This is a genomic window from Dyadobacter sp. 676 (genome assembly GCF_040448675.1).
Classification (GTDB): Bacteria; Bacteroidota; Bacteroidia; order Cytophagales; family Spirosomataceae; genus Dyadobacter.
The window spans coordinates 5,254,894-5,280,665 of sequence record NZ_CP159289.1 but is presented as its reverse complement, the minus strand read 5'-3'; the positions used below and the strand labels follow the sequence as shown (position 1 = coordinate 5,280,665).

23 protein-coding genes are annotated in these 25,772 nt (G+C 51.3%); 5 read left to right on the top strand and 18 right to left on the bottom strand.

Annotated elements, in window-relative coordinates:
* Nucleotides 1-74 precede the first annotated feature (74 nt).
* Nucleotides 75-1,016, bottom strand: coding sequence for a hypothetical protein (locus ABV298_RS23465; protein ID WP_353718586.1), 942 nt, complete (start codon nucleotides 1,014-1,016; stop codon nucleotides 75-77).
* A gap of 141 nt (nucleotides 1,017-1,157) precedes the next feature.
* On the opposite strand from ABV298_RS23465, the gene ABV298_RS23460 reads away from it, so the two are divergent.
* The gene (locus ABV298_RS23460; RefSeq protein WP_353718585.1) at nucleotides 1,158-1,820 is read left to right on the top strand and encodes a YggS family pyridoxal phosphate-dependent enzyme; all 663 of its coding nucleotides are present in this window, start codon (nucleotides 1,158-1,160) and stop codon (nucleotides 1,818-1,820) included.
* On the opposite strand, the gene ABV298_RS23455 is transcribed toward ABV298_RS23460, so the two are convergent.
* Nucleotides 1,812-2,747, bottom strand: coding sequence for a glycosyltransferase family 9 protein (locus ABV298_RS23455; protein WP_353718584.1), 936 nt, complete (start codon nucleotides 2,745-2,747; stop codon nucleotides 1,812-1,814). The two genes, ABV298_RS23460 and ABV298_RS23455, sit on opposite strands and share 9 nt — an antisense overlap.
* Before the next feature lie 331 nt (nucleotides 2,748-3,078).
* On the opposite strand from ABV298_RS23455, the gene ABV298_RS23450 reads away from it, so the two are divergent.
* Nucleotides 3,079-3,456, top strand: coding sequence for a DUF423 domain-containing protein (locus tag ABV298_RS23450; protein ID WP_353718583.1), 378 nt, complete (start codon nucleotides 3,079-3,081; stop codon nucleotides 3,454-3,456).
* 150 nt (nucleotides 3,457-3,606) lie between these two features.
* Here ABV298_RS23450 and rodA read toward each other — a convergent pair whose 3' ends face one another.
* From rodA to ruvC, 9 genes are all read right to left on the bottom strand, one after another.
* Nucleotides 3,607-4,890, bottom strand: a complete 1,284-nt coding sequence (gene rodA / locus ABV298_RS23445) for a rod shape-determining protein RodA (protein WP_353718582.1) — start codon at nucleotides 4,888-4,890, stop codon at nucleotides 3,607-3,609.
* A gap of 26 nt (nucleotides 4,891-4,916) precedes the next feature.
* Nucleotides 4,917-6,908 (bottom strand): penicillin-binding protein 2, encoded by a 1,992-nt coding sequence (mrdA, locus tag ABV298_RS23440; protein WP_353718581.1) that lies wholly within the window; start codon nucleotides 6,906-6,908, stop codon nucleotides 4,917-4,919.
* 102 nt (nucleotides 6,909-7,010) lie between these two features.
* On the bottom strand, nucleotides 7,011-8,597 hold the full coding sequence (locus tag ABV298_RS23435) for an NFACT RNA binding domain-containing protein (RefSeq protein ID WP_353718580.1): 1,587 nt from the start codon (nucleotides 8,595-8,597) through the stop codon (nucleotides 7,011-7,013).
* A 385-nt stretch (nucleotides 8,598-8,982) separates the two neighbouring features.
* A complete protein-coding gene (locus ABV298_RS23430) occupies nucleotides 8,983-10,023 on the bottom strand; it encodes an MFS transporter (RefSeq protein WP_353718579.1) in 1,041 nt (346 codons plus the stop codon).
* 37 nt (nucleotides 10,024-10,060) lie between these two features.
* Nucleotides 10,061-10,552, bottom strand: coding sequence for an MFS transporter (locus ABV298_RS23425; RefSeq protein ID WP_353718578.1), 492 nt, complete (start codon nucleotides 10,550-10,552; stop codon nucleotides 10,061-10,063).
* Nucleotides 10,553-10,603: 51 nt separating this feature from the next.
* Nucleotides 10,604-11,707, bottom strand: coding sequence for an HlyD family secretion protein (locus tag ABV298_RS23420; protein WP_353718577.1), 1,104 nt, complete (start codon nucleotides 11,705-11,707; stop codon nucleotides 10,604-10,606).
* Nucleotides 11,708-11,785: 78 nt separating this feature from the next.
* Entirely contained in the window at nucleotides 11,786-13,126 is a 1,341-nt protein-coding gene (locus ABV298_RS23415) for a TolC family protein (protein ID WP_353718576.1), read from the bottom strand.
* A complete protein-coding gene (locus tag ABV298_RS23410; protein WP_353718575.1) occupies nucleotides 13,104-13,760 on the bottom strand; it encodes a TetR family transcriptional regulator in 657 nt (218 codons plus the stop codon). Before ABV298_RS23410 ends, ABV298_RS23415 begins: the two co-directional genes overlap by 23 nt.
* Nucleotides 13,761-14,010: 250 nt before the next feature.
* Nucleotides 14,011-14,595 carry a crossover junction endodeoxyribonuclease RuvC gene (gene ruvC, locus ABV298_RS23405; protein WP_353718574.1) on the bottom strand — a complete coding sequence of 195 codons (585 nt, stop codon included), beginning with the start codon at nucleotides 14,593-14,595 and terminating at the stop codon, nucleotides 14,011-14,013.
* Between ruvC and ABV298_RS23400 the strand changes: the two genes are divergently transcribed.
* Nucleotides 14,594-15,598 (top strand): lysylphosphatidylglycerol synthase domain-containing protein, encoded by a 1,005-nt coding sequence (locus ABV298_RS23400; RefSeq protein ID WP_353718573.1) that lies wholly within the window; start codon nucleotides 14,594-14,596, stop codon nucleotides 15,596-15,598. The two genes, ruvC and ABV298_RS23400, sit on opposite strands and share 2 nt — an antisense overlap.
* Nucleotides 15,577-16,746, top strand: coding sequence for a glycosyltransferase (locus ABV298_RS23395; protein WP_353718572.1), 1,170 nt, complete (start codon nucleotides 15,577-15,579; stop codon nucleotides 16,744-16,746). The genes ABV298_RS23400 and ABV298_RS23395 overlap by 22 nt, the downstream gene beginning before the upstream one ends.
* Nucleotides 16,747-16,828: 82 nt before the next feature.
* On the opposite strand, the gene ABV298_RS23390 is transcribed toward ABV298_RS23395, so the two are convergent.
* The 3 genes from ABV298_RS23390 to ABV298_RS23380 form a co-directional block, all read right to left on the bottom strand.
* Nucleotides 16,829-17,275 (bottom strand): T9SS type A sorting domain-containing protein, encoded by a 447-nt coding sequence (locus ABV298_RS23390; RefSeq protein WP_353718571.1) that lies wholly within the window; start codon nucleotides 17,273-17,275, stop codon nucleotides 16,829-16,831.
* A 1-nt stretch (nucleotide 17,276) separates the two neighbouring features.
* Nucleotides 17,277-18,884: a choice-of-anchor A family protein gene (locus ABV298_RS23385; RefSeq protein WP_353718570.1), complete on the bottom strand. Its 1,608-nt coding sequence runs from the start codon at nucleotides 18,882-18,884 to the stop codon at nucleotides 17,277-17,279.
* 435 nt (nucleotides 18,885-19,319) lie between these two features.
* Nucleotides 19,320-20,141, bottom strand: a complete 822-nt coding sequence (locus ABV298_RS23380) for a helix-turn-helix domain-containing protein (protein WP_353718569.1) — start codon at nucleotides 20,139-20,141, stop codon at nucleotides 19,320-19,322.
* Between the two features lie 291 nt (nucleotides 20,142-20,432).
* On the opposite strand from ABV298_RS23380, the gene idi reads away from it, so the two are divergent.
* Nucleotides 20,433-20,966, top strand: a complete 534-nt coding sequence (idi, locus tag ABV298_RS23375; protein ID WP_353718568.1) for an isopentenyl-diphosphate Delta-isomerase — start codon at nucleotides 20,433-20,435, stop codon at nucleotides 20,964-20,966.
* Here idi and ABV298_RS23370 read toward each other — a convergent pair.
* Genes ABV298_RS23370 through ABV298_RS23355 form a run of 4 tightly spaced genes read right to left on the bottom strand, consistent with a single transcriptional unit; the run spans nucleotide 20,963 to nucleotide 25,729 of the window.
* Nucleotides 20,963-22,102 (bottom strand): NAD(P)/FAD-dependent oxidoreductase, encoded by a 1,140-nt coding sequence (locus tag ABV298_RS23370; protein ID WP_353718567.1) that lies wholly within the window; start codon nucleotides 22,100-22,102, stop codon nucleotides 20,963-20,965. The genes idi and ABV298_RS23370 overlap by 4 nt on opposite strands.
* Complete coding sequence (locus ABV298_RS23365) at nucleotides 22,086-22,781, bottom strand: methyltransferase domain-containing protein (protein ID WP_353718566.1); 696 nt, start codon at nucleotides 22,779-22,781, stop codon at nucleotides 22,086-22,088. Before ABV298_RS23365 ends, ABV298_RS23370 begins: the two co-directional genes overlap by 17 nt.
* A complete protein-coding gene (locus tag ABV298_RS23360; protein WP_353718565.1) occupies nucleotides 22,768-24,738 on the bottom strand; it encodes a UbiA family prenyltransferase in 1,971 nt (656 codons plus the stop codon). The genes ABV298_RS23365 and ABV298_RS23360 overlap by 14 nt, the downstream gene beginning before the upstream one ends.
* Nucleotides 24,716-25,729, bottom strand: coding sequence for a cysteine desulfurase (locus ABV298_RS23355; RefSeq protein WP_353723233.1), 1,014 nt, complete (start codon nucleotides 25,727-25,729; stop codon nucleotides 24,716-24,718). Before ABV298_RS23355 ends, ABV298_RS23360 begins: the two co-directional genes overlap by 23 nt.
* Nucleotides 25,730-25,772: the final 43 nt, after the last annotated feature.

Genomic DNA, 25,772 nt, shown 5'->3' with positions numbered 1-25,772 from the left:
TGAGGGTGCAAAAATAGGGTTTGAAATTTAAAATTCCAAACCCTTCCATGACCTAACGGAAACTTTCGGCGATACTACTTCACGGTGAAATCGCCTTCCCCGATCTTGAAGCCTTCGCTATACAGCTCGATGGTGTATTTCCCATCCTTCATCGGAATGCCGCCACGGCCGTAAAAAATATCCACCGACTGCCCGGTATTGGTAAAGCTCACCGTTTGCTTGGAGCTGTAAATCAATTCCTTGCCATTATGCATAAAGGAACCAGAGCCGGTTGCCATATCCGACAGCACCGCGCCGTCCGGATCGAGTATACGCAGGTAAATATCCTTCTCGTTCTGCTTCGCTACCGCATTTTCGCCAAGCCTGAAGTTCACCCGGAGTTTATCGATACGTTTAGCCTTGTACTTGCCGCCCTCGCGTTCCTTGCCTTTGGAAGAAACCGCATTGACGGTCACGTTTTCGGCCCGCAGTGCCGAGGCCAGCGTTACTTTTTCCGCAAGCTCTTTATTTTGAGCCGAATATGTAGAAACCGAATCCGCAAGCAGTTGCTTTTCCGACTCCAGGCCGGTCACTTTCTGGCTCAGTTCCTCGTTTTTCGACGTGGCGATTCCCAGTTCCTGTCTCAAACGGGCAATTTCGCCGTCCTTTTCCGAAAGTACCGATTCGTAATTCTTGATCTTCTGGTTATAGCTCGCGGCCGAATAGGTATTGGCGTTTTTCAGTTCCTTTTTATCCTTTTCGAGCTGCGCCTTCAATGCCACCAGCGAATCCACGCTTCCGCCCAGCTTCTGGATCTCGGCGATCTTGATATCGAGTTCTGTGGAAATGGAGTCCAGTTTGGTTTTGATGGAAAGCACCTCTTCCGTTTTGGCGGTGATGATCTCATCCTTGGCGAGGTTTTCCTGCTTTTCGTGGTATATAAAGTAAACAAGCACCAAATTAAGCAACAGCAAAACGGCCAATGCGGCCCATAACAGCGTTTTTCTGTCTTGCTTTTGTTCCTGGTTGTAGTCCATACAGAAGGTTAAATTTTGAATTTAGTTGGTAAAAGAAGTATGTTTTTTTCAATTTTGAAATACACAAACCGCGATTTATAGCCTCCGGTAAATAATTTCCGGCATTAACTACCTAGTTCTCAATTTTTTAGTATCTCTCTCATGCCTTCCATTGCCTCCAACCTGGCCCGGATCGAACAAGGACTACGCAAAGAAACACGTCTGGTCGCAGTTACAAAAACCAAGCCGGCTTCCCTGCTGATGGAGGCCTACGAGGCCGGGGCACGGCTTTTCGGGGAAAACAAGGTCCAGGAGATGGTAGGCAAATATGAGGAGCTGCCGAAGGACATCCAATGGCATATGATCGGGCATTTGCAGACTAATAAAGTGAAATACATGGCGCCTTTTGTGAGCCTGGTGCATTCGGTCGACAGTTTCAGATTGCTGAAAGAAATCGATAAGGAAGCTAAAAAGAACAGCCGCATTATCGACTGCCTTTTGCAAATCCATATTGCCCGGGAGGAAACCAAATTCGGCCTTTCGGAAGAAGAAGCGCTTGCAATCATCACATCCCCCGAACTTGCCGCTTTAACGAATGTCCGCATTGTCGGGTTAATGGGTATGGCGTCCAACACGGATGATCCGGAAGTGGTAAGAGCCGAATTCCGCGGTTTGAAAAACACTTTCGAATCCTTTAAATCGTATGAAAGCCAACAGGTTATGATGCGCGAGCTATCCATGGGCATGAGCGGCGACTACCTCATCGCCCAGGAAGAAGGCAGCACGCTCGTACGCGTAGGAAGCGCTATTTTCGGGTCACGATAGCACTTTTGTTGCGCTATCCGCACTTTTTTCGAGAACCGACCTCACCTGTTCCCGCACAAATTCGAACGGAAGCTGCGCACACGGCAGCCCTGCCTGTCTTACAAGCAATGCATTCTCCTGCCGGCCGTATCTGCCCGAATACGGGTTGTAATTCAGAAAGTTGTTCAGCGCCCCCATCAGGATAATACCGAAGGTGCCGGTTGCATTACCCAGATGCGACGGCCCGCTGTCGAGCCCGATGAAGAACGAGGCGCGGCGGATCACTTCGGCGGTTTCCAGAATGCTTAGCTGGCCGCACAGGTTGCGGTATGCGGTTGTTTGTATATTTAAATTGCTTTCCAGACCTATTTCAATCAGGTGATAATCATACTCTTTTGCCAGCCAATGCACGAGCTGGTTCCATCGATCGGCCGGCCAGTCTTTGGGCTCGTAGTTCGAGCGGCAATGCATGACGATGTATTTTTCGGGCAGGCCAAGGCTATCGACTTTTGCTTCGTGCGATGATTGCGGGTACAAACGTGGCTGGTCGTCGGTCGGAAAAGCTGCTTTCGGAGGGATCAGGCCGCCCGTCTGCGCGAAAACTTCCAGCAGATTGCCATAATCGAAGTAGTTGAATACATTGATATCCCGCTTCAACGCCACAGGGTTTTCCGTAAACACCTGGCATTTCGGGCAATGGTTGTTATTCCTGAATTGCAGTTCAAAAACTTTATCGAATACATTGCTTTCCAACAGCACGCGCCGCTCTGTCACGCAAAATTCTTTAAATACCTCGTTCACATTAGGATTATAACGCACAAGCTCCGCGAAAGCGGGTTTCGCAAACCAAACAATGTATGCATTCGGGTGTTGCCCGCGTACATAGCGCGAAATCGGCTCGGCGGCCACGATGTCCCCGAAATGCTCCGTACGAATGACCGCGATCAAGCTCCTGCCCGCTTTTCAACCCTCGTTTCACGCTCCGGAAATGCGCCCTGGCGCGGCGGCCTTTCCAATGGGCCTTTGCAATGTGTGTATATTTATGATAGCGGTGCGTCCACAGCTGAATGAAGCGTTCTATGGTCATTGGTCTGATCGTTTCCTCCGTGATCGGCATCCCGAAATGCCTTTTCGAAGCGCGCAAGTTAATAAAATTGCGATAAACAGTTGGTCGCGCCTGCCCCCGGGCCTAACTTTACCAAGCCGATTTGCCGGGTTCCTATTGAACGGCAAACGGCATTCTATCCCATTTAAACCATACTTAATACCGGTTTATACTATGAAATTCATGATACAGGCAGGCGGCATACTCGGAGCACTGGCCGTCTCACTCGGCGCATTCGGCGCACATGCATTGAAAGGAATGCTGGAAGCGTCCGGCCGCACCGAAACATTCGAAACGGCTGTAAAATACCAGTTTTATCATGCCCTCGCGCTGGTACTCGTGGGCATACTTATGCAACGTGCGGGCGAGGACGCCGTGAAACTCCTCGGCTGGGCAGGCAATGCATTCGCCATCGGCGTGATCATCTTTTCAGGCTCGCTCTACGCGATATGCTTCACAGGCATTACCAAATTTGGGGCCACAGCACCGATCGGCGGACTGGCACTGATCGCAGGCTGGGTGTTGCTGGTTGTGGCGGCGGGGAGGTTATAATGATTGAATGATTGAATGATTGAATGATTGAATAATTGAATAATTGAAAGTAGGGAGGTCATTCATTATAAGTATTAATACAGCTATAAATGACTATCATTCGGTCATTCAGTCATTCAGTCATTCAAAATTTATTCACTCATTAAAGCATCAGCCCCTCGACAACGTAAACGGTCTCTGCGCGTCGATTTTCAGGAAAATGAAGAGGAGTACGGAAAACGACCATAGCGACGAGCCGCCGTAGCTGAAAAAGGGCAGCGGGATACCGATAACCGGCATCAGGCCGATGGTCATCCCGATGTTGACCATAAAGTGGAAGAAAATAATCCCCGCCACGCAGTACCCATATACCCTCGCGAAGCGGCTACGCTGTCGCTCGGCGAGCACAACAAGCCTGGATATCAATGCAATAAAAAGGAATACGACGATGGAAGTGCCCAGGAAGCCATGCTCCTCTCCTACGGTACAGAAAATGAAGTCGGTGCTCTGCTCGGGTACGAAGTCGAATTTGGTTTGGGTACCCTGCAAAAATCCTTTTCCGGTAAGTCCGCCCGAACCGATCGCGATTTTGGACTGGATCACGTTCCAGCCGATACCGCGCGGATCGGAATCCGGATCGAGCAACACCATAATGCGGCCCCGCTGGTGTTTTTGAAGCACATTATTCATAAAGAAATCGACCCCGAACACGATTCCGATCATCACGAAAGCGATGAGGATCGTCGCCCAAAGCCCTCCCCGGCGACGCGTCATTACCGGCATCAGCCATATTACAAGCCCGGCAATCACGATAATGGCCCCGGCGATGTACCATTTCACAAAAAGCAATGTGATGATCAGCAAAGACGCGCCGATCATCCCGATGGCAGGAATAAACCCGGGCATCCCTTCGCGGTAAAGTACGATCGCAAACGAGGCGAAAACCAGCATCGAACCCGTTTCGTTCGACAACAGGATCAGGAATGCGGGCAATGCGATGATCCCCATGATCGGATAGTAATCCTTCAATTTCCGGTTGAGGCTGATCGCCGGATCGCTCAGGTATTTGGAAATCGCCAGACTGATCGCCAGCTTGGAGAACTCAGCCGGCTGCAACGAAAAACTGCCCAGCTTGATCCACGACCGCGATCCGTTGATATTGGAACCCGCAAAAAGCACGACCACGAGCAGGAATATGACCACGGCATATATTACGAAAGAGAACGTTTCGTAAAACTTATAGTCGATCACGAGGATACAGATAATCAGCAATGCGGCCGTTCCGATCCACATCAGCTGTTTTCCGGCATTATTCGAGAGGTCGAACATGCTCGTGTGCGCTTCCGGGTTGTACACGGCGGCATAGATATTCAACCAGCCAATAACAAGGCAAGCGATGTATATCAACACCACCATCCAATCCACATTCTTGGTAATCGGCTTGCTTTCAGCCATTTCAATATCGATGTTTAAGATTTCTGTTAAAGCGCTTTGCCCTTGTTGTCGCGTGGTAGCGCCACCGGCTTACGCATGGCGGCGGGGTTTGCCGGGTGGGGCGCGCCCGCTTTACGATTCGCCGGATCGTTGGGATCAGCCGGCTTTACGGCCTCCGTTTTTTTCTTCGTGCTATCGGCTGCAACGGGTTTCTTTGTCGTGGTCGGCAAAACTACCTTGCTCATCAGGTCGAGCTTCATCATCCGCTCTTCCAGTGCCTTGTTCGTCACCTTACGCGTGAGGTATTTTTCAATGATCAGGCTGGCAATAGGCGCTGCCGCCACACCTCCTGCACCCGCATTCTCCACGAAAACCGCAATCGCGATTTTGGGATCTTCCACCGGCGCGAAAGCGATAAAAATAGAATGGTCGTCCCCGCGTTTGTTCTGCGAAGTACCGGTTTTCCCTGCAATCGTAATGCCTTCCACGCGCGACCGCCGCGCCGTACCGGCCTCCACCGCCCCGATCATTCCTTCGATCACCGGCTCGAAATTATGCGGTTCCACGCCTGTTTCATGCCTTTCGAGGAACTCCGGCTTTACCTTTTTCTTGTCGCCAATCCCATGGATCACATGCGGCGTGTAGTAATACCCGCGGTTGGCGATAATCGCCGCCACATTCGCCATTTTCAAAGGCGTGATCAGCAATTCGCCTTCGCCGATGCTGAGCGAGTAAATGTTGGAGAATTTCCAGCGGTATTCGCCGTAAAAACGGTCGTAATACTTTTTATTGGGCAAGTTCCCCTTGTACTCGCTTGGCAAATCGATCCCGAGCCGCTGCCCGATCCCGAATTTCGCGATATCGTCGTGCCAGGCATCCAGCCCGACGGCCGATGCTTTGAAGGTATTTTTGATATTGTTTTTATAAATCAGCCTTCTGAATACATTATAGAAATAGGGATTGCACGAATGCGCCACTCCGAGCGCGACCGTGCTCGTTGCGGGGTGGTTATGGCATCCTACCGGGCAATTGGCATGCGTAAAACCGCTTCCCGGCGTAATGACACCTTCCTGCAAACCGATCAACGCCTGGATCAGCTTGAATGTCGATCCCGGACGGTAACTCGCCATCACCGGCCTGTTGAACAACGGCTTGTAGGGGTTGCGGGCCAGTGCGGCAAAGTTTTTGGAGAAATAACGGCTTGCCAGGATGTTGGGATCGTATGTCGGTGCGGAAACCATCGAAATGATCTGGCCGGTCTTCGGTTCGATCGCCACCACACTGCCCACCTTGTTGACCATCAGGCTATCCGCATACTGCTGCACTTCCAGGTCCAGGCCAGTGTAAAGGTTCTCTCCCGCAACCGCCATCGTATCGAGCTCGCCATTCTTCCATGGGCCTTTGTAAACGCCGTTCACATTCTGCATTACAAACTTGGTGCCTCTTTTCCCCCTCAGTTCATTCTCATAAATCTTTTCAACACCGCTCTGCCCGATGTAGTCGCCCTGCCGGTAATAAGGCTCCTCCTGCTTTTCGAGCTGGCCTTTGGTGATCTCGCTCACATATCCGAGCGTGTTAGCAAGCGTAGGCGCCGTATACGTACGCAGGGAGCTCTTCGCAAATTCAAACCCGGAGTAATCGACCATAATGTCCTGTATCGACGCAAAATCCTCCTTGGAGAGCTGCCGCAGGAACAGAGAGGGCTTCACGGGGCTATAAGCCCTGGCCGCCGTCATGAGGCTGTCGAAATCGCGGCGTTCGATGCCCAGGACCTTGCAAAATCGCAGTGTATCGTCCATACGCACCTTGGCGGGCGTCACCAGCAGATCGTAAACGGGAGTATTATATACGATGAGTTTTCCATAGCGATCGTAGATCTGCCCGCGGAAAGGAATTTCGGTTACACGCTTGATGGAGTTGCTGGACGACTCGATAGAATAGCTCTCATCCAGCACCTGAAGGTAGAAAAGTCGTAATAAGTATATAACACCTACTAATGCAAAAAAACCAATAATAACAAATCGACGACTTTCGAGCATTCTGCACTAAAAATTCCGGTTCTCAAATTTCACACGAAGTTCGGAATAGCAAAAGATTAATCAAAGGGCGTTTTCTGTTAATAAATAATAAAAACTTCATTTTTAGGACATTTCCCCCTTTTGTTCCCCCCTGGCGACCACCATTACGATATCCTCCTTATCGATCAGCACCAGGCCATCGGGAAGTCCTTTGGGTTTGCGCACGAATTTCTTCGGCGTGACGATCACCGGGCAAAGCGAATCGTTCTTTCGTTTCGAGTAGAACGCAGCCAGTTCAGCCGCCCGCTCGATTACCGGCGCGGGAAATTTGCAGCCGGGCTGGTTTTTGATTATGACGTGCGAACCCACCACATCCTTCGCGTGCAGCCAAAGATCTTCCTTATGCGCCTGTTTCGTCAGCATATCGCTGTTCTTCGCATTCCTGCCGATCAGGATCGTGTAGCCCATGAAATCGATGCGTTTGAAGAGCCCATCGACGGCCGGGCCGGCACTGCCTTGTTCCAGTTTGTGGGTTTTAATGTATGCCCGCAGGTCCCTCAGCGATTCGAGCGATTCTATGTGCTCCAAATGCTCGTGCAACCGCTTCCGTTCCGTTTCACGTGCAGCCAGACTATCGTTCAGGCGGTCGATCTCGACCTTTTCGTTCTTGGCTTTACGGTAATAGCCCTCCGCATTTTTTTGGGCGGAAAGGTCTTTTTTCAATTTAATGGTAATGGGTTGATCCCGGTAAAAATCATAAAGCTCGACCTTTTCCGCCCGCTCGGGAATCGTATGCAGGTTGGCCATGATAATGTTGGCCAGTTCGTCGTTTTTCGTTGCATTTTCCAGATCGACCAGTTTCCGGAATGTGTTTTCAAGGTAATTGTCCGTCTGCTGAATACGTTTTTTCAACAACCGCACAATATCGGCCTTCTCTCTGTCGAGTCCGCTCAACCGGATGTAGGCCAGGTAAAAAGCATTCAATGCGGCGACCGGATCATTCAGGACCTGCATCACCTCGCCGGTTTCGAAAAGCGTCAGCGCTGGGATATTTTCGATTTTGGTAATATAGAAAACGGACGATTCCAGCTCCCTTAAAACCTCCTTCACGATCTCCCAACGTCCGGCTAAATCCTTCGTCCCGGCCAGCTTAGCGGAAAGGTATTTGTTTACCACCTTTCCAAAAGTCGGAAAAAGTGGCTCAAAACGGCCTTCATGCGCGACAAACGCCTCCCACGACTGATCGATATGCCGATTCAGCGAAGCCACCGTCAGGCTGCGGTCGGTCGAGAGCTTGTTATTGAAAAGCTGTGTAACCTCCCCTTCCGCATTCAGGGCGATAAAATTCGAGCGATTCCCGAAGAGCTTGAATATCAAATCCCTGCCGCTTTCAAAATGCACCTGAATCGCCCGCTCGTTTTGGCAAACCTTTACGAAATCCACCTTATCCCCTTCGAAATCATTGAAAAGATTCACGCTGTTCCGGCGCGCGCGGTCGAAGCGATCGGGAAAGCTCAGGCAGGAGAAGCTGTTGGTTAAAGTTGCTTTGATGAAAAATGGCTTTACCAGCTGCTCATTCTGCGCTTCTTCCGCAAAAACGATAATGAGTTCGTCCTTTTGCTGGCTGAATGCTTCAACGAAGCGCTTTCCCGCCAGCTCGGAGTGCAGGCGCGGAGCGAGTTGTTTTAAGAAATGGTAATTCTGATGCACTTTTTAATTCGGGTTGTGTTGGGGCAAAAGTAGGGAGGAATGGAGGAAGGAGGAAAGGGAGGAAGGAAATTCACTAAAAAGGTCCATCCTCAGCCACTATGAGAGCCACGGAGCGGTCACCTGTTTGTAGAAACAGATCACAGCGATATTTTTGGCTCCGTAGGAGGCTCCTAAGGAGCCAAATCGCGAAAAAGCAACATTTGCTATAAACAGGGCGGCCCTCCGGGCCGGAAAGTTGTTTCGAATGTATTCGGAAGGGCGCTACATCCCCCGTGCACCAACCGACCACACCTGACCTTTTTATTCACTCATTCACTCATTAAAAACAAGAGAAGCCTCCCGACACCGGAAGGCTTCTTCTGCAATACTACTACACTTAAAAACACTAGTGCACGGACGAGGCGTCGACTTTCGTTTTGCCGCTCCGGGTCCACAACACAAAAGGAACACAAATCAAAAACATCACGCCCAGGTACAGGAACACATCCATATACGACATTACCTGGGCTTGTTTGGTGACGGTGAAATCCAGCAGCTTATAACCGCTGTTCAGCGCTACGTCGGGAGCCATGCCTTTCGCCATGAAGCTGTGCTGCAGGTTTTCGACACGTTGCTGTACAACGGGGCTATTGATATCCAGCTTACTTACCAGATCGTTACGATGGGCCATGTTCTGGCGTGCGATGAAGGTCGTGATGACCGCAACTCCGAACGAGCCGCCGAGCTGCCGCATCATCCCCGTAAACGCCGCCCCTTCTCCGATCTCACGGCCTTTCAGGGTCGATAACGCAAGGGTGGTAATGGGGACGAACAGCAGCCCCAAGCCGATACCACGAACGATAAGCATGCTGAAAAACGCATCCTTACCGGTGTCCGGCGTCAAAATCAAATATCCCCAATAGCTGTACACAAAGAAGAATATCATCCCGATAGCCACCAGATATTGCTGTTTCACGCCGCGTTGAAGCAACTGTCCTACCACCGGCATCATCATCGCGGTAACAATGGCGGCCGGCACCATGAGCATACCCGATTGCGTGGCCGTCCAGCCTAATGTCGCCTGGGTGTAAAGCGGAATAATGAACGTCGAGCCATACAGCCCGAAACCCAGGATGAAAGACAGTACCGTCCCGACCCGCAGGTTTCCGTTCGCCAATACGCGCAGGTTCACAATCGGGTTTTTGTAAGTCCATTCCCTCCATATAAAGAAGAAAAAGGCAAAAACCGATACGATCGACAGTACCAGGATGATCTCGTCATTGAACCAGTCTTCTTCCTGCCCCTTTTCGAGCACATATTGCAACGAGCCCACGGCAACTGCCAGGAAAATAATGCCCCACCAGTCGATTTCGTTGGCGGCTTTTTTCGCGGCGAATTTCGGACTTCTGACAAATTCCAGCGTCAGCATCGCCGCGATAATACCCAATGGGATATTGATGTAAAAAATGTAAGGCCAGCTGTAATTATCTACGATATACCCCCCCCAGCGGCGGGCCCAATGTAGGACCTACGATCACCCCCAGGCCGTAGATGGCCTGTGCGATACCGCGTTTTTCGGGCGGGTAGCTTTCGGTAATCAGGGTTTGCGCGGTTACGAGCAATGCGCCACCGCCAAAACCTTGTATCAACCTGAAAAATACCAGTTCCCAGATATTATCGGCGTTACCGCAAAGGAAGGATGCCACCGTAAATATGATAATGGAGGCGGCAAAGTAGTTGCGGCGACCAAACTGCTGCGAAAGCCAGCTAGTCATCGGCACGATGATCACATTGCCGATCGCGTAGGCGGTGATCACCCAGCTTACCTCCGACAACGTGCCGCCCAGGTTTCCGCGCATGTCGTTCAGCGCCACGTTCACAATCGTGGTATCCACGATTTCGAGGAGCGCACATAATACGGCCGTGATGGTGATGATTACCCTGCGGTAGCCGTATTCGACGAGTGATTCCTGCATTTCCATCGATTATTGGTTTTTAGAATCAAAAATTCGGTTCAATCGGGAACCTCAGTTCAGCTCCACGTCCACGAACACATTCATGCCCGGGCGCAGTTGCGAGATCATTTCGTCCTGCGCTTTGGTAAATTCGATGCGCACGGGAAGGCGTTGCACCACTTTCACGAAGTTGCCGCTCGCATTGTCGGGAGGCAGCAGGGCGAAACGCGCGCCGGTTGCCGGCGAGAATGAAGCAACTTTCGCCTCGAATTCATGGTCCGGGAATGCGTCGACGTGGACTTTCACGTTCTGACCGATCTTCATTTTGGTCAGCTGCGTTTCCTTAAAGTTGGCGGTAACCCAGGGTTTGTGGGTCGAGATAATGCTGAACAACGACTGCCCGGCTTGCAGGTACTGACCCACCTGGGCATTCACTTTGGACACGCGGCCGTCGGTTGGCGCCGTAATGACGGTGTACGACAGGTTCAGTTCGGCATTCGCAATCTCGGCCTGGCGCGCTTTGATATTCGCACTCGCCACGGCCGATTGCACCGAGGTGGCCTTTGTCTGGCGGCCGGCCGCTTTGGCCTGACGCTCGGCAGCCGCCTTTTGTGCTTCCAGAACCGCCAGCGCACGTTCCGCTTTCTGCTTGGTAGCCTGTGCCTGCTCGAATTCCTGCTGGGTGATCGAGTGGTCTTTGATCAGATTCTCATAACGTGCGAAATCCTGATTGGCTCTCCACACGTTCACTTTCGCTTCTTCGATCTGCGCGGCTACGACTGCAATGTTCGCCTCGTAGGTAATGCCGCTGGCTGCCGATGCATTGGTTGTTTCGTGTGCTACCGTCAGGCTGCTTTCCGATCCGAGGAGGCCCGCTTTGGCCTGTTCCAGTTTTATCAGCTGGTCGCGGTTGTCGAGCACGATCAGCGTATCGCCTTTCTTCACGGTCTGGTTATCTTTTACCCGGATTTCCGTTACGTAACCCGAAATTCTGGGGATTACAGGACTGATATCCGAATCGATCTGTGCGTCGTCCGTCTCTTCGTGGTGCAGGCCGTGGTTATATTTTGTAAAACCCCATGTGCCGCCGCCAATGATCAGCACGGCCAGGATAATGAGGAAGCGGTTATTCTTCTTTTTAGGTGCTTCTTCGGTGGTGGTGTTTTTGGTTTCCATATTCAATGAATGACTGAATGATTGAATGACTGAATATTAGGGAAGGAGAAGGAAAGGGAGGCTCTTCTCCTTTCTTCCTTAATTTATTACTCCCGCGGTTTGTTCTAGTTTCTTGTATGCTACGACCGCATCGGCCTTGGCCGCTTCATAGTCGATGCGGGACTGGACCTGCGCCACATCCGCATCGAGCAGTTCGGTGGTGGTTACGAGGCTGTTGTCGTATTTGTTTTTCGTAATACGGTAATTTTCATTGGCTTGCTCCACTGCTTTGGCATACACATCGATCTTACGTTTGCTGAGCACGTAGTTGTAATAGGCGGTGTTCACTTCCAGGTGAATTTTATCCAAAATGATCTGCTCGTTGGTTTTCAGCTGATAGGCCTTTGTGCGCGCCTCGGCGATTTTCGCATGTGACTTCCAGAGGGACGCGACATCATATTTAAAACCGATACCTGCATTCACCGCATTCGGAACAGTGACCACGCCCGGGATATTCAGTGCCACGTAACCGGCTGAAAGTGCTACGCTTGGGTACAAATCCGCTTTTGCTACTTTGATATCGCTGTCCGCGGCCTTCTGCCGGATGCCATTCGCGGCAATATCCTTACGGTGTGCCAATGCGGTTTGTTCCCATTCGGCAGCGTTGCCTTCTTCCTTTAAAGTTGCGAAGCTGCTTGAGTCGGCCTGGATCACGGTTTCTTCCGGCAGGCCTAGCAGCAGGTTCATATTAATAGTGGTGATTTTCAAATCGTTTTGCGCATTCAGCAATGCGAGTTCCACATTCGACTCCTGTAATTTGGCCTTCATCAGGTCGTTACGGGCGAGCATGCCGTTTTTCTCACGATTGGTGAATTCCTGCACGCGTTCGCGTTCGCTGGCGAGGTTTTCGGTAACCAGGTCCACCGCCTTCTGGGCTTTATATAAATTGCCGTAAGCGGCGACGGTGTTCTGGATTACTGCCTCACGGTCATGGTCGGCGTCCAGCCTGGCTGCTTGTTCGACGTATTTCGCCGATTCGAGACCGTACTTGAAACGAAAACCCGAAAACAGCGGCAGCGACGCGCTCGCCATGCCGTACATCGCCTGATGGACGTTCGGCATACCGCCCGAATTACCGGTGCTATCGTTGCCTTCCTGTTTGATTTTCAGGTTCACATTTGGCGAGTTTACCCGCAGATAGGAACCCGAAACGCTCAGGCTTGGCAGCTGGTTCTCCTTCACCTGACGAATGCCAAGCGTAGCCAGGTCCACATTACTTTGGCTCAGTTTCAATTGCTTGCTGTTCTGAAGACTCATTGCAATGGCCTCTTCTAGCTTGATCGTGCGTGCGCTCTGGGCAAACGAATGTCCGGTCATGGCAATCCAGACGATCCCGGTTGCGAGCGAAACCATTCTTTTAATTCTGGATGTGGTGTTCATTGATTATTGTTGATTTGAATAAGTTCTTAAGATGGTGGCTCAACTCCTGGCGGAGGTGTGCCTGAAACGCTTCCTCGGTCAGATGTTCGAGGCCGTTGATCACTTTGTAGAAATCCTGTGAGGCGATGGCGTAGTTGACCGTTCCGTAGAGCGTCGTGGTCACCAGGCTCACATTAATATCATTCCTGAATTCACCTGCCTCCTGCCCCTCGCGGATCATCCGGCGGATCAGCTCCACGTTCCGCACTTTCAGGCCCCGGATGTATTCGGTAATCACGGGCGTCCGCTCGGACGACAGCTGCTCCCGCATCATGATATTATGAAAGCACTGGTTGCCCATCAGGCGGTCGATCACACTGTCGATAAAGACGTTGAACTTTTGAAGCGCGGAGAGCTCGCTGGCCATCACCAGCGTTTCGAGCCGGGAGCTCGACTCCGTCATGCGCAGCTGGAAAAGCGCCTCGATCAGCTTTTCCTTCGAGCCGAAATAATAGGATATCATCGAGACATTCACATCCGCTTCCTGAGCGATATCCCTTACCGAAGTACCGGCGAAACCTTTCTGTGAAAACAGCCGCTCCGCTACTTCTATGATCTGTAATTGTTTCGCGTTGTATTCCATTAACCAACTCATTAGCAGGGATTTTTCCTTTTATTTTTGCTAATGGTGACACAAAGGTAACCGTCGCTGAAACAAAAATCAAACGATCGTTTGAATTAATTAAACAAACGTTTGATTAGTAACAGCAAATATTGGATTAATACCATTAATTTTTTTTAATTCCATTATTAAAATAGTATTAATGGGACTATACAAAGGCATATTCGTGCCATACGGGCACTTTTGCGCACGCGGCCTTAGCAGGAAAAAGTATAAAAACGATTTACCGGACGCGATCCGGATTTTCACTCACGAATGCACCCCAGCCGCCTTTTTTGGCTTTTTTAGAACCGGTCGTGCTCACCGACGCCGGCGAGTTGGCATGGTACTGATGGCAGACCGCAATAGCAATGCCGTCGGTGGCATCCATGAACTCGCGGTTGAGCTCCATTTTCAGGATCTTTTCAAGCATATAGGCGACCTGCTCCTTCGAGGCGTTACCGCTGCCGGTAACCGATTGCTTTACTTTTTTGGGAGAATACTCTACGATAGGAATGTTACGCGCCAGCGCAGCCGCCATCGCGACGCCCTGAGCACGGCCCAGTTTGAGCATGGATTGAGCATTTTTACCGTAAAAAGGATCTTCGATGGCCATTTCGTCGGGAAGGTAGTCGTCGATAAGTTGGGTAAGACGCTCGAAGATTTTCTTCAATTTCAACTCGTGCGTACTATATTTGCTCAGATGAATCACCCCGTACTGAACCAGCGAGATCTGCTGTCCCTTGACCGATATCACCCCGTAACCCATCACTTGCGTTCCGGGATCGACCCCTATAATGACCTTTTCCGATACCTGCGTTTTTAACATGGTGCAAGATAAGGAACTCTCTCCTCCAAAGCCAAAAAGCGGCCAGGCAAACGTGGTCCGGGCGATCAAGCTCGTAGTGACGATCCTGATCGTCAGCTACATTTACCGCACCTTCCGTAACGAGCAAAAAGGTATTATCGACATCGGTAGCATGTTCGCGACGATATGGTCGGAGGGGAACATGCCGGTACTGGTGATCATGGTAGTCCTCGTGCCTGTAAACTGGGCCCTGGAAAGCCTGAAATGGCAGACACTCACGCGAAAAATCATTCCAATCCGCTTTGCGGAAGCGTTTCGCGGGACACTCACGGGCCTTGCTGTGGGCGTAGCGATGCCCGCCCAGCTGGGAGATACGCTCGGAAGGGTGGCCGCGCTCAAATCCGACCGGAGACTCGAAGCGATAGGAGCGGCGCTGATTTCCAACGGCATTCAGTTTTATATTTCTATACTGGCCGGTACCGCGGGTTGGCTTTACCTGCAAGACGGCATTCCTATGCCACAGGCAATCAAAACGGCGCTGCACATTACGCTCATAACAATTTTACTGCTGGGGCCGGTGGCATTCTTCCTTCGCAAACCCCTGGCCTCCTGGCGACCGGAAAGCACCATATTCCGGAAAATACAGCAATACACAGGCGTAATCGGGACTTATAGCGCCGGGGACCTCTCTCTCGCTACATTATATGGAACGATGCGCTACCTGATTTTTCTCTCGCAATTCCTGCTCGCGTTGTCCCTCTTCGATTTTCAGGTTTCGCTCACAGACCTGTCGGCTTGCGTTACATTGATTTTTCTGGCTAAAACCCTTATTCCGGCCGTCAATGTGCTGGGCGATCTCGGCTTACGCGAATTTACGGCTCTGGTAGTTTTTGCCGGCTATCAGCTGCGCCCGGAACAGGTCATCGCTGCTACGTTTCTGATCTGGGTCATGAACGTCCTCGGCCCAATACTGGTGGGGATTTTCCTGATCTGGAAATACAAATGGAGGAAAATAAGGATATAATGGGCTGTTTCGTATTCACATCATCAGCCACTGCGGTCATCTGGATACTGCTGGGCAGCTACGCCGTTTTCACATTGGCGCTGACTGTGCTCTGGCACCGGATTCGCATGCCGAAAGCAGCAACACCCCTCCCGTCAGACCCTTTCATAACGGTTATCATACCCGTCCGAAACGAGGCTGAAAACATCGTTCCGCTACTGGAAGATCTCGACGGGCAGACTTTTCCGAATTTCGAAGTGCTGGTCATGGACGACAGTTCCACTGACGATACCGCGGCAATCGTACAGGCATTCGCTGCCCGTTCGAAGGCGCGGATAAGGCTTGTTCCCCTACCCGACATCCGCACTTCGGCCCCGAAAAAGCGGGCCATTGAAACGGCCATCGGTCAGGCGCGCGGCAAGCTCATCGTAACCACCGACGGCGATTGCCGCGTCCAGCCGGGATGGCTGCGGGCAATCGCATCATACTATACGCAAACCGGCGCGAAGCTGATCAGCTCCCCGGTGACGTTCGCCAGAGAAGCCAGCCTCGCCGATCATTTGCAAACAGTCGAGTTCGCCAGCCTCATCGGCAGCGGGGCCGCCTCCCTGTCGGCCGGGTACCCGTCCATGTGCAATGGCGCCAATCTGGCTTATGAAAAGGAGGCATTCCTGAAAGTAGGCGGTTACGAGGGCGTCCGCCACATCGCTTCGGGCGACGACGAGTTCCTCATGCACAAGATCGCCGCGCATTATAAGGGCGCAGTCCGCTTCCTGCGCCACCCCGACGCGATTGTCAGTACAGCGCCCCATCGCAACTGGGCGAGTTTTTACCGGCAGCGGAAACGCTGGGCGAGCAAATGGAAGCATTATCAGAGCAAAACACCTCTGGTACTGGCGGTTTACATTTTTGCAAGCAATTTCTCGCTCCTCCTCGCAGGCGCGATGACCCTCGCGGGCGTGATCCCTGGCGGCATATTCGCAGGAATGCTGGCGGTAAAGTGCATTCCGGAATGGTTCTTTCTGGGATCAGTGCTGGTATTTCTTCAAAAAACGAGGTCGCTGGCATTTATTCCGGTCACACAGGTCATTTACCCATTGTATGTCTGCTTCTTCGGATTGGCTGCACAAAAGGGTCAATATGAATGGAAGGGCCGGAAGCTCGACTGATCCGGGCAGGCACATAAAAAAGCTGCCAGCAAAATGCCGGCAGCTTTAAGTTTCACATAACGCTATATAAGATCAATTCATTCTATCTTTTGAGCACCTTGGAGGCGTACTTCCCTTCTGCATTGACCACGCTCACAATATACATTCCTGGTGAAAATGCCCGCACATTTACTTTAATTTCCGTTTCATCGGCTGCCGGTATCAGCCGGTAAACCTGCTTTCCTCCAAGTGTGTAAATTTCAAGTTTTTTCACCGGCGAGAAGCTTTTGACATTCATCTCGTCCTGGGTTGGGTTCGGGAAGAAATCCACCGCCAACCGGCTGTCGAAGCTGCCCGCCTGTACACCGCGGATCGCACTGTATTCGAACGACTCGTCATTATCTACCTGCTTCAGACGATAATAATAGTTCTTTGCAGGTACAGCTTCCGATGAAAAAGGTGTGTCGTTGAAAGTGTATGTATTCTGGGCGGGGTCGTAAGTTATCCGGGCAACGGCGTTGTAAGTCCTGGCGTCCGACGAGCGCTCCACCTCAAAGTGTGAGAAATTTTTCGCCTCTGTTACTTTCCATTTCAGTTCCGCACTGCAATTTACATTTTGTACAGTAAAATATGCTAATGTTACCGGCAAAGCTGTTGAAGGAGGCGGTGTTGTGTAACATGCAGTGGTTGACAAGGGATACGTAACGCTTACCACCGACGAGGGGGTAACCGTTACCCGGATTGTGGCCCCCCGGCGCTCGCAGGGAACCGTTGCGGTCATCGGCGTCTTCCACCCATTTGCCGTTCTCCTGCTTGTAACCCGGCCACGCAATACCGTTTCCGTTCACATCCACGGCGGCTCCGGGAAACAGGATGCTGCCCGACAACGGCATATTGCTGTCCTCCTGGATTACTTTCCCGTCCGGGTTGATCCATTCGATTTTTGCCGTCTGGCTGTTCACATCGTAGTTTGGCGTAACATTATAATCCAGCCACGGCGCATTTTTCAGGCATTTGGAAGAGGCGGTCACATCGATTTTCTTTTCGATCGGCTCGGGGATCGATGGCAGGAACGGCCAGAAATGCACCTCGTCGCTTTTGTGTACGAAGCTTTTCGCGATGATCTGCCCGTTGATATTACCGTTGTTTTCTTTCACCACATCGGCCTGCGGAGCGAAAATGGTACCGCTGATCTGACCATTGCCACCCAATGTGACAGACCTGGTCGCGTCGGGAAAATTATAAAGCACGTAAGCACCCTGCGAATCCGACATTCCGCCGAAGCCCGGAAAATCGATACGGTCGGTCCCGTTTGCCCCGCTGAATGTGGGGAAGTCGACAATGTTGATGATCAGACCAAAATTTCCGTTGTAGGACGTTTGTCCGAGTTGTGGGCCTTGCGGAATGCCCTCGATGTTTGAGTTTCCGATTTTGTTCCAGACAGCAGCCGAGACGGTCAGGACGTTGATCTTGTTCGGATCTACGACAATTTTGGGGTTATTACCTATAATGTTTGGGTCAAGGTAAGGCCCCACGGGGGCCGACGCCATAATATTACCGTTCTGATCACGGATAGGCAGGTTGTCTGCCATTTCTTTCAACTGATTCGACCTCTTGATAAAAGTCACAAATGCGCCGTCGATATCGATCTGGTCGGCTCCGGTCCCGAATACGCTTTCACAAACCGGGTTGGCCGATTCGCCGACGGCCGGCGACCAGGTGTCGACGTTTGCGTTGATCGTGATATTGGGCATTGCCGAATAGTCGCCGGTACTGCCGTTGATACGGATGGTCGAAGCCGCGTTGTTATTATCCTTGTACCACACTTTCAGATTCGATCCGGAACCATCGGAAGGGTTGCAATTACCGATTTTAACGTAGTTATCGCCATTTATCTGCAAGCTTCCGCTGTTAAGTTTCACCGCACCGCGCACCGCCAGTCCTATCGATGCATTGCCCACAAACAGCGCGCCGTGTTCTTTGTTGAAGCTGATCTGATACTGATTGGTGGTCACGTTTCCACCTGCGGCGATGGGTCCTTCGGTTTCGCTGGACTGCAAAGTGGCGTCACCTTTAACGAATATATTGAACCGTTTTGCGGCGGAAGTGGGACTTTGGGCAAAAGTATTAACGGCATCCAACGACAGGAGTGCCAACAAGCTTACTAATAGAGGTTTGGGGGACATGTGTTGAGTCTTTTGATTTCTGACCCGACGAAATTAGACCGCCCATTTTGATCGGCTATTCTTTTTGTGACCACCCTGCGGTAGTTTGGGGTAATGCAGGAATTTTAAGGGGTGACAAGTTTTCCTAAAATTGCACTAATCGAAGATTACGGACAACTATAAACAAAACATTCCCAAAAGGTTACTAATATGTTTGACGCTGCACTATTCACATTTATTCTACAATAATACCTCAAAAATGCATGGTATTTCTAGAACTCCGTGACCTTAGTAGCATAAAACGTTCGAGAAAAGCGTTTTAACCGCATTTTAACAAGTATAACGATTCCAAGTCGCACGTCGCAACAAAATACAAAAAGCCGGGATTGGCACCCCGGCTTATACAATTATTTGTAGGCATTCATTTCGTCATTTGTAGGTCGAGCGGCGCTTCAATTCCCTGATCTCGTTCTGCATTTCCTGCAACATCCGCATGAGCTGCTGCATGTCCGTTTGCGGCTCGGGCAGGGCCTTGCTATGAAAGCTGTAATACTCCCAAAGTTCAATCACTTCGCTAATAGGAACCGTGTATGCAAAATACTGTTTGTTGAATGATTGCAGCAACATCGTACCATCCGCCTGGTTAATGGTTACCTGCTTGAAAACAAAATCCTGGTCACCTTTCAGGATGACGATGCAGGGGGTTTCCGGTTTCAGCGCCGTCCAGTCCTGCACATATCTCGTGATAATATCAGCCCCTTCCGGTACGGGCAGCATGGAGTCGCCCACAGTGGGGAACATCCTGAAAGTGCCGTTTTTGGGCACGGTAGGCAGATTGAAACGCGGCAATGTCGCCAGAAACTCCGGGTCCGCATATCCCGATCGGTAACCCGCCCGCGCCTGTACCGGAACATATTCGATATTCTCCTTGTCTTCCTTGTCCACCGTAATCGCGAGTACGCGGATCTGGTTGCCTTTCATGAAAAGCTCGCTCCCCTCTTCCAGATCTTTCAGCTTCTGGTCCGACAGCTTGCTAAGCTCCATTTTAAGGAGGCTATCGATGCTCATCCGGAAGTACTCCGAGAAGTTGATCAGATCTTCCACCGTGGGATTGGCCGTCCGCCCGCTTTCGATCGCGTTGAGCTTCACCCTGCTGATCCCCAGCTTTTCGGCCAGGGCTTCCTGGCTAAGTTTCTGACGCAAACGGAGGAACTTGATATTGACCGACCAGAAAATGTCCTGCGCACCCATGAGTTGATATTTTTAAAATCAGACATAAGATATTATCAATACCAAAAGTAGCAGCATTTTTTATTTTTCCTACAAAAAAGTGAACAAATAATTTTGACGGGGTATTCAGGGACGACCACGAGCGAAAAACAGGCCGTTTGTCCGGTCCTGTACCGCACCCTGCCAGCCGGCTAAACAGGTCGGTCGAGCGCCTGGCGCTCCGTGTCAGGGCACCAGTTTGATCTTTTATAACGTTTTTGTGTTGTACATGAAGGGAATCTCCCCGATATGGAACCTGAAACCCACCATCCTATGAATGACCAAGTTGTGCTGGTAACCGAAAATGACGAGGCTATCGGCCTGATGCCCAAGCTCGAAGCCCATGAAAAAGGCGTACTGCACCGTGCATTTTCAGTGTTTATTTTTAATTCGAGAAACGAAATGCTGCTACAACGGCGGGCGTTCGGCAAATACCACTCGGAAGGCCTGTGGTCGAACACCTGTTGCAGCCACCCATTTCCCGGTGAAGCGGTGCACGAAGGCGCCGTACGGCGGCTGCGCGAGGAAATGGGGATCGAAGCAGACCTGAAATTCCTGTATACTTTCCGGTACCGCGCCGATCTTGAAAACGGCCTCACCGAACACGAACTCGACCACGTATTCTACGGCGTTTCGGACGAAACGCCCGTCATCGACCCTGCCGAAGTCAGTGATTACAAGTATCTGACAATGCCGGAAATCGAGGCGGATATTGCGCAGAACCCGCACGTCTATACCGAATGGTTTAAGATTTGTATGCCGGTAATCGCCCGAAAACTGGAACCGGGCAACAACGAAACATTCTAAAACGCCGGTCCGTGTGTGAGGGAAATGAGCTTCGTGGTCAGCCGGGGCGTTTTGTCGAGAAATTTCAATGCCAGGTCGGTCGTCAGGCTTTTCCCGAAGAGTTTTTGAAGGTGGTAACCGGCCCTGATCCTCGCCCCGAATGTCGTATTCCAGGCATGACGATAGTTTTTCAGGGCCTGCACGTACGTTTGTTTTCCATCGAAAAGCAGGGAAAGCTGCTCCGCCAGCAATTTGGAGGCCCGCATGCCCATGCTCATTCCGTTTCCGCAAAGGGGGGTAATCGCCCCCGCCGCGTCGCCCAGCAGGAAAATGCCGCCCGAATCGGTTTGTTTTTTGCTGAAATGCACGTTACTGATCACCAACGGCTGCGCATGCACGAACGCCGAATTTGTAAAGTAATGTTTCAAAAAAGGGTTCCGGCACAAGACCCGCTCCTCCATTTGCTTCACATCCTTTCCATTTTCAAGCAGATTCCGCGCGGTGGTGAGGTAGCAAAGGCAATACCAGTCGCGATCGACTTTCGAAATGCCGCAGTAGCCGTTCGAAAAATTATGCAGTTCGATACGATTGGAGGCCAAATCCGTTTTGATATGGTATTTAACACCTATATAATTCTGATCGCCGCTCCTTGACACGACGTTTTCATCCGACTGGATAAATTGCGGCGCATATTTACCATAACTCCCGCAAACGACCTTTGAAGCGAAAACCCCTGCCGTGGTATGGAGCTGAAAACCGTCCGTCGGGTTACCCTCCACACCGGTAACCCGGCATTCCTGCATCGCATGCACGCCTTTGCGTAAGGCGATAGTAAAAAGATGGCTATCCAGACTATACCGGCTGATCCCGAAACCGCCTGTTTCCAGCGGGTGACGAAGCATAAATCCGCGCTCCGAACTAATACCCAGGCTATTGATTTCCGGCAATGCCATTTCGGAAAGCGGCAGTCCGAGACTTTCCAGAAACGGCCGGCTCTCCATTGAAATATATTCCCCGCAAACCTTGTGAAAAGGGTACCTGCCTTTTTCAAACACGACTACGCGGTTGCCCCGGTCCGCCAGCTGGATCGCCAGGCATAACCCCGCTACCCCGCCGCCGATAACCGCACATTCAAAATAGTTAGTCCACGTTTCCATAAACGATCACTTCATGCCTGAATGCCCATTTATTGCGCACCGTAAAACGGCCGGCACCGGCCCGCCTCAACAGGTCCAGCCATTCCCGCTTTTTAAACCCACGTAAAACGGACAACGGCGCGTCGTTTTTGACAAGGTATGATTTCGAAAAAAGACGGGTAAGTATTTTGATCGAATAATGCGCCAAAGGGTTTCTTTCCAGATCATTGATCACCAGAATCGCCCGGTTGCTCAATGCAAACCGGATTAGTCCTATCAGCTCGTCGTTGGTAAGGTGGTGACAAAAAAGGCAGGCATGGATGATATCGATCTGTTGAATATACCTGTACATATTGCGGAAATCATCACAAATAAGCGTCACGCCTGTGTCTTTCAGGTTTTCTTCGGCGTAGGCAATACAATCCGGTTTAAGGTCGACGCCGTAGAGAAAGACGTCAAAACCGGCCGCTTTGTTCCAGCCGGCAATGCGTTTCAGCGTGTCGCCCCCGCCGCAGCCAATGTCGACGAGCGAATACCGTCTGCCTTTTTGCAGCACCTTCTTCAACGCGCCAAAGGAAATGCCGTAGCCACCGAGCCGGTGATTAATAAAATCCAGTTCTTTCAGGTTTTGAAACAGGTCTGCCGACGGGATATCATCCGCATCGAGCAACTCCTTTTGCAAGCTTCTATGCCTGAACATAACGCAACTGCATTGTTTCGATACTTAGTCCCGGACCGAAGGCCGCCGCAAATATGCGGTTGCCCAAATGCGCCGGTGTCGCTTTTTCGAGAACTTCTTTCAGGACAAACAGCACGGTTGGCGAGGACATGTTTCCGTAATTTTTCAACACGTTATAGGTGGGCCCAAGCAGACATTTGTCCAACTCCAATGCCGCCGCGAAGTCGTCCACGATACGTTTTCCGCCCGGGTGCACGGCCCAGTGCCGGTAGTCCTCCGCTTTCAGCCCAACCGCCCCGAGCATCGGCCCGATATTCTCCCGGATCAGATCGGGCACATACGAGGAGAGATTCATGATAAAACCGGTCTCCGAGAGTTGCCAGGCCATATCCGAGTAGCCATTGTGCAGCACCATGGAATTAAAACCGTCGATCTTCACCGCGTGCAGGTAACGCTCGTCGGGCTGCGACGATACCAGTAATGCGGCCGCTCCGTCGCCAAAAATCATGTTGGAAAGCAGGTAATCGTCGTTGTATCTCTTTTGAAAATGGATCGAACAAAGCTCTGTACAAACAACCAGCACTTTGGCATGGGCATTGCTTTTACAAATGGCATCAGCATTCCGTAATGCCAGTATAGCCGCATTGCAGCCCATGAAATTGACGCTGCTGCGCTCGATGGACGGATTAAGCTTCAACTCGCGCATAAGTTCGACGTCCAGGCCGGGCGCAAACAGTCCCGTGCAGGTGACGGTAATCAAATGGGTGATGTTCTTACTGATAGTTTCAAAACCGGGGATTTGCCCGACGGCCCTCCTCGAAAGCGCCGTCGCATGCTTTTGGTAAAGTTGCATCCTTTCCGAGAGCGTAGGCTCGGGCAGCAAATCGACGTTGCGGCTAAAAAATTCGAACTCGCTGGGGTCCTTATCGAAATCGGGGATTACGGAATAGCGCTTTTCAATACCCGTTTTGCCGGCGACGATCCTGATCTTGCGGCGGACCACCGGGTCATCGGTCGATCGCAGGTAGAAATCGGTGAGCGTTTCCTGTGCATAACCATATTCGGGAACGGCTGTTTCAATAGAGGATAAGTAACTCAATGGAATTCTGTTGATAATAATTAAAACGATGAAACAACTATTCATGCAAATCGCCGCCACCCAATTCATCCGCATCGTATTGCGGAAATTGGCTTGCCGGCGGTCTTTCCATACCAGCGAAAACCAGATCCCGAACCATATCACGATGGGGATGAAAAATACCTGGACAATGTAAAAAATCATTCCAAGTTCCCTGGTTGTAAAGTACAAATAATAAAACATATTGCAGAGTAAAAACATGGCGGCCGTAAACACGAAAGTGCCGATGTAGCCCAGTTTATAACTCAATGTAACAATGCCGTCGCGCAGGTCCTGCTCATGCTGGTACACCTGCGTGAGCGGGTATGCGCCCGCGATCTGGAAAGAACACCCCATCAATACGAAGATATTGGCCGTATCGAGCCGTAACGCAGCGCCCGAAATGCCGGCCATCGACATATAGTAGGTAAATGCGCCCTGAAAAACTACCACGGTCAGAAACCCGGCAACCGGATACTTTTTCAACCTGATCTGCCGCGAGCTGTATGCTCGTGACGCGGCGATATACAGCACCAGACATAGCGCGAATAACGCATTTACGAAAACGAAAGCCAGGACGGTTGCGAGGGCATCGAGAAAAAGCGTAAGGTAAAAAAGGCGAACGGTGGGAAGGGGCGGTTTTTCGAGCCCGCCGATGCTCTCCTCATCGCGGTCGATGTAGCTGTTGTAACCGTTGCTGGCAGGGTATACAAGGAAATGGATGATCAGAAAGCTCCACAACGCCTGCCTGTGCATCACCGTTTCGGCCTGGCTGTATGCGAAGAGAAACAGCGGTGCCAGGAAAAACGAGAACGGGATTCTCAGCAACTTGATAGTATTACGGTCGACAAATGCAGACATGCCCCAAGTTATGCAAAAAAGCAACATAACGGCGGGGCGCGGTTTCCAGGCCGAACCTCCGGAGAATAGGCTGTGCGCAGTGGTGCCCGGAGCGCACGGCAATGCCTTCCTTGTTAAGCGCCGCGCCTACCTCTCCCGTTTTATATCCGTCCAGAACGAATGATAACACCGATGCCTTATGTTTTGCTGTGCCAATCAGGCGCAATCCGGGAACGTGTCTGATCAACCCGGTGGCATATTCGAGCAGGAAACTTTCGTAGTTGCAGATGTTTTCGATGCCGAGGCGGGTCACATAATCCAATGCCGCACTGAGCCCAACCGCGTCAGCGATGTTACCGGTACCCGCCTCGAACCGCGACGGGTCACTATGGTACTGAATGTGGTCGAATGTAACGTCGACAATCATATTGCACCGTCCCTGCCACGGCTGGGTTGCATTGAGAATATCCTCCTTCCCGTACAACGCCCCAATACCCGTCGGGCCGAAAACTTTATGCCCCGAAAACACAAACCAGTCGCAGTCGAGCGCGGTGACGTCGGTACGCATGTGAAAAACGGATTGAGCGCCGTCCAGCAAAACTTTCGCGCCCGCCGCGTGGGCCTTGCGGATGATGTCCGAAGAGGGCGTTACGGTCCCCAACGCATTCGAAACCTGCGTAAACGAAACAAGTTTGGTTTTGGAATTTAAAAGATCGGCGTAAGCATCGAGCAAAATCTGGCGGTCGTCGTCCACGGGGATTACCCGCAACACGGTTCCCTTTTTATCAGCCAGCTGCTTCCAGGGAACAATATTGGCGTGGTGTTCAAGATGGCTTATGATGATTTCGTCGCCCGCTTGCAGATGCTGGTCGCCCCAGGTTTTGGCAACCAGGTTGATTGCCTCCGTGGTTCCCCGTACAAAAACGATCTCGTTCCCCGAACCGGCATTCACAAAGGCCCTTACTTTCTCGCGTGCAGCCTCGTAGGCATCCGTTGCGCGGCCAGCGAGCAGACTTGTTTGCGGCTCGCTCAGGTCGAAGCCGGTATGCTTGCTG

Excerpts from the sequence above, each read along its gene's own strand:
- ABV298_RS23450 (WP_353718583.1), top strand. The coding sequence starts at position 3,079 with ATGAAATTCATGATACAGGCAGGCGGCATACTCGGAGCACTGGCCGTC.
- ABV298_RS23425 (WP_353718578.1), bottom strand. The coding sequence starts at position 10,552 with ATGCAGGAATCACTCGTCGAATACGGCTACCGCAGGGTAATCATCACC.
- ABV298_RS23370 (WP_353718567.1), bottom strand. The coding sequence starts at position 22,102 with ATGGAAACGTGGACTAACTATTTTGAATGTGCGGTTATCGGCGGCGGG.
- ABV298_RS23415 (WP_353718576.1), bottom strand. The coding sequence starts at position 13,126 with ATGAACACCACATCCAGAATTAAAAGAATGGTTTCGCTCGCAACCGGG.
- idi (WP_353718568.1), top strand. The coding sequence starts at position 20,433 with ATGAATGACCAAGTTGTGCTGGTAACCGAAAATGACGAGGCTATCGGC.
- ABV298_RS23420 (WP_353718577.1), bottom strand. The coding sequence starts at position 11,707 with ATGGAAACCAAAAACACCACCACCGAAGAAGCACCTAAAAAGAAGAAT.
- ABV298_RS23365 (WP_353718566.1), bottom strand. The coding sequence starts at position 22,781 with ATGTTCAGGCATAGAAGCTTGCAAAAGGAGTTGCTCGATGCGGATGAT.
- rodA (WP_353718582.1), bottom strand. The coding sequence starts at position 4,890 with ATGGCTGAAAGCAAGCCGATTACCAAGAATGTGGATTGGATGGTGGTG.
- ABV298_RS23400 (WP_353718573.1), top strand. The coding sequence starts at position 14,594 with ATGGTGCAAGATAAGGAACTCTCTCCTCCAAAGCCAAAAAGCGGCCAG.
- ruvC (WP_353718574.1), bottom strand. The coding sequence starts at position 14,595 with ATGTTAAAAACGCAGGTATCGGAAAAGGTCATTATAGGGGTCGATCCC.
- ABV298_RS23395 (WP_353718572.1), top strand. The coding sequence starts at position 15,577 with ATGGAGGAAAATAAGGATATAATGGGCTGTTTCGTATTCACATCATCA.
- ABV298_RS23360 (WP_353718565.1), bottom strand. The coding sequence starts at position 24,738 with ATGTCTGCATTTGTCGACCGTAATACTATCAAGTTGCTGAGAATCCCG.
- mrdA (WP_353718581.1), bottom strand. The coding sequence starts at position 6,908 with ATGCTCGAAAGTCGTCGATTTGTTATTATTGGTTTTTTTGCATTAGTA.
- ABV298_RS23380 (WP_353718569.1), bottom strand. The coding sequence starts at position 20,141 with ATGGGTGCGCAGGACATTTTCTGGTCGGTCAATATCAAGTTCCTCCGT.
- ABV298_RS23460 (WP_353718585.1), top strand. The coding sequence starts at position 1,158 with ATGCCTTCCATTGCCTCCAACCTGGCCCGGATCGAACAAGGACTACGC.
- ABV298_RS23410 (WP_353718575.1), bottom strand. The coding sequence starts at position 13,760 with ATGAGTTGGTTAATGGAATACAACGCGAAACAATTACAGATCATAGAA.
- ABV298_RS23465 (WP_353718586.1), bottom strand. The coding sequence starts at position 1,016 with ATGGACTACAACCAGGAACAAAAGCAAGACAGAAAAACGCTGTTATGG.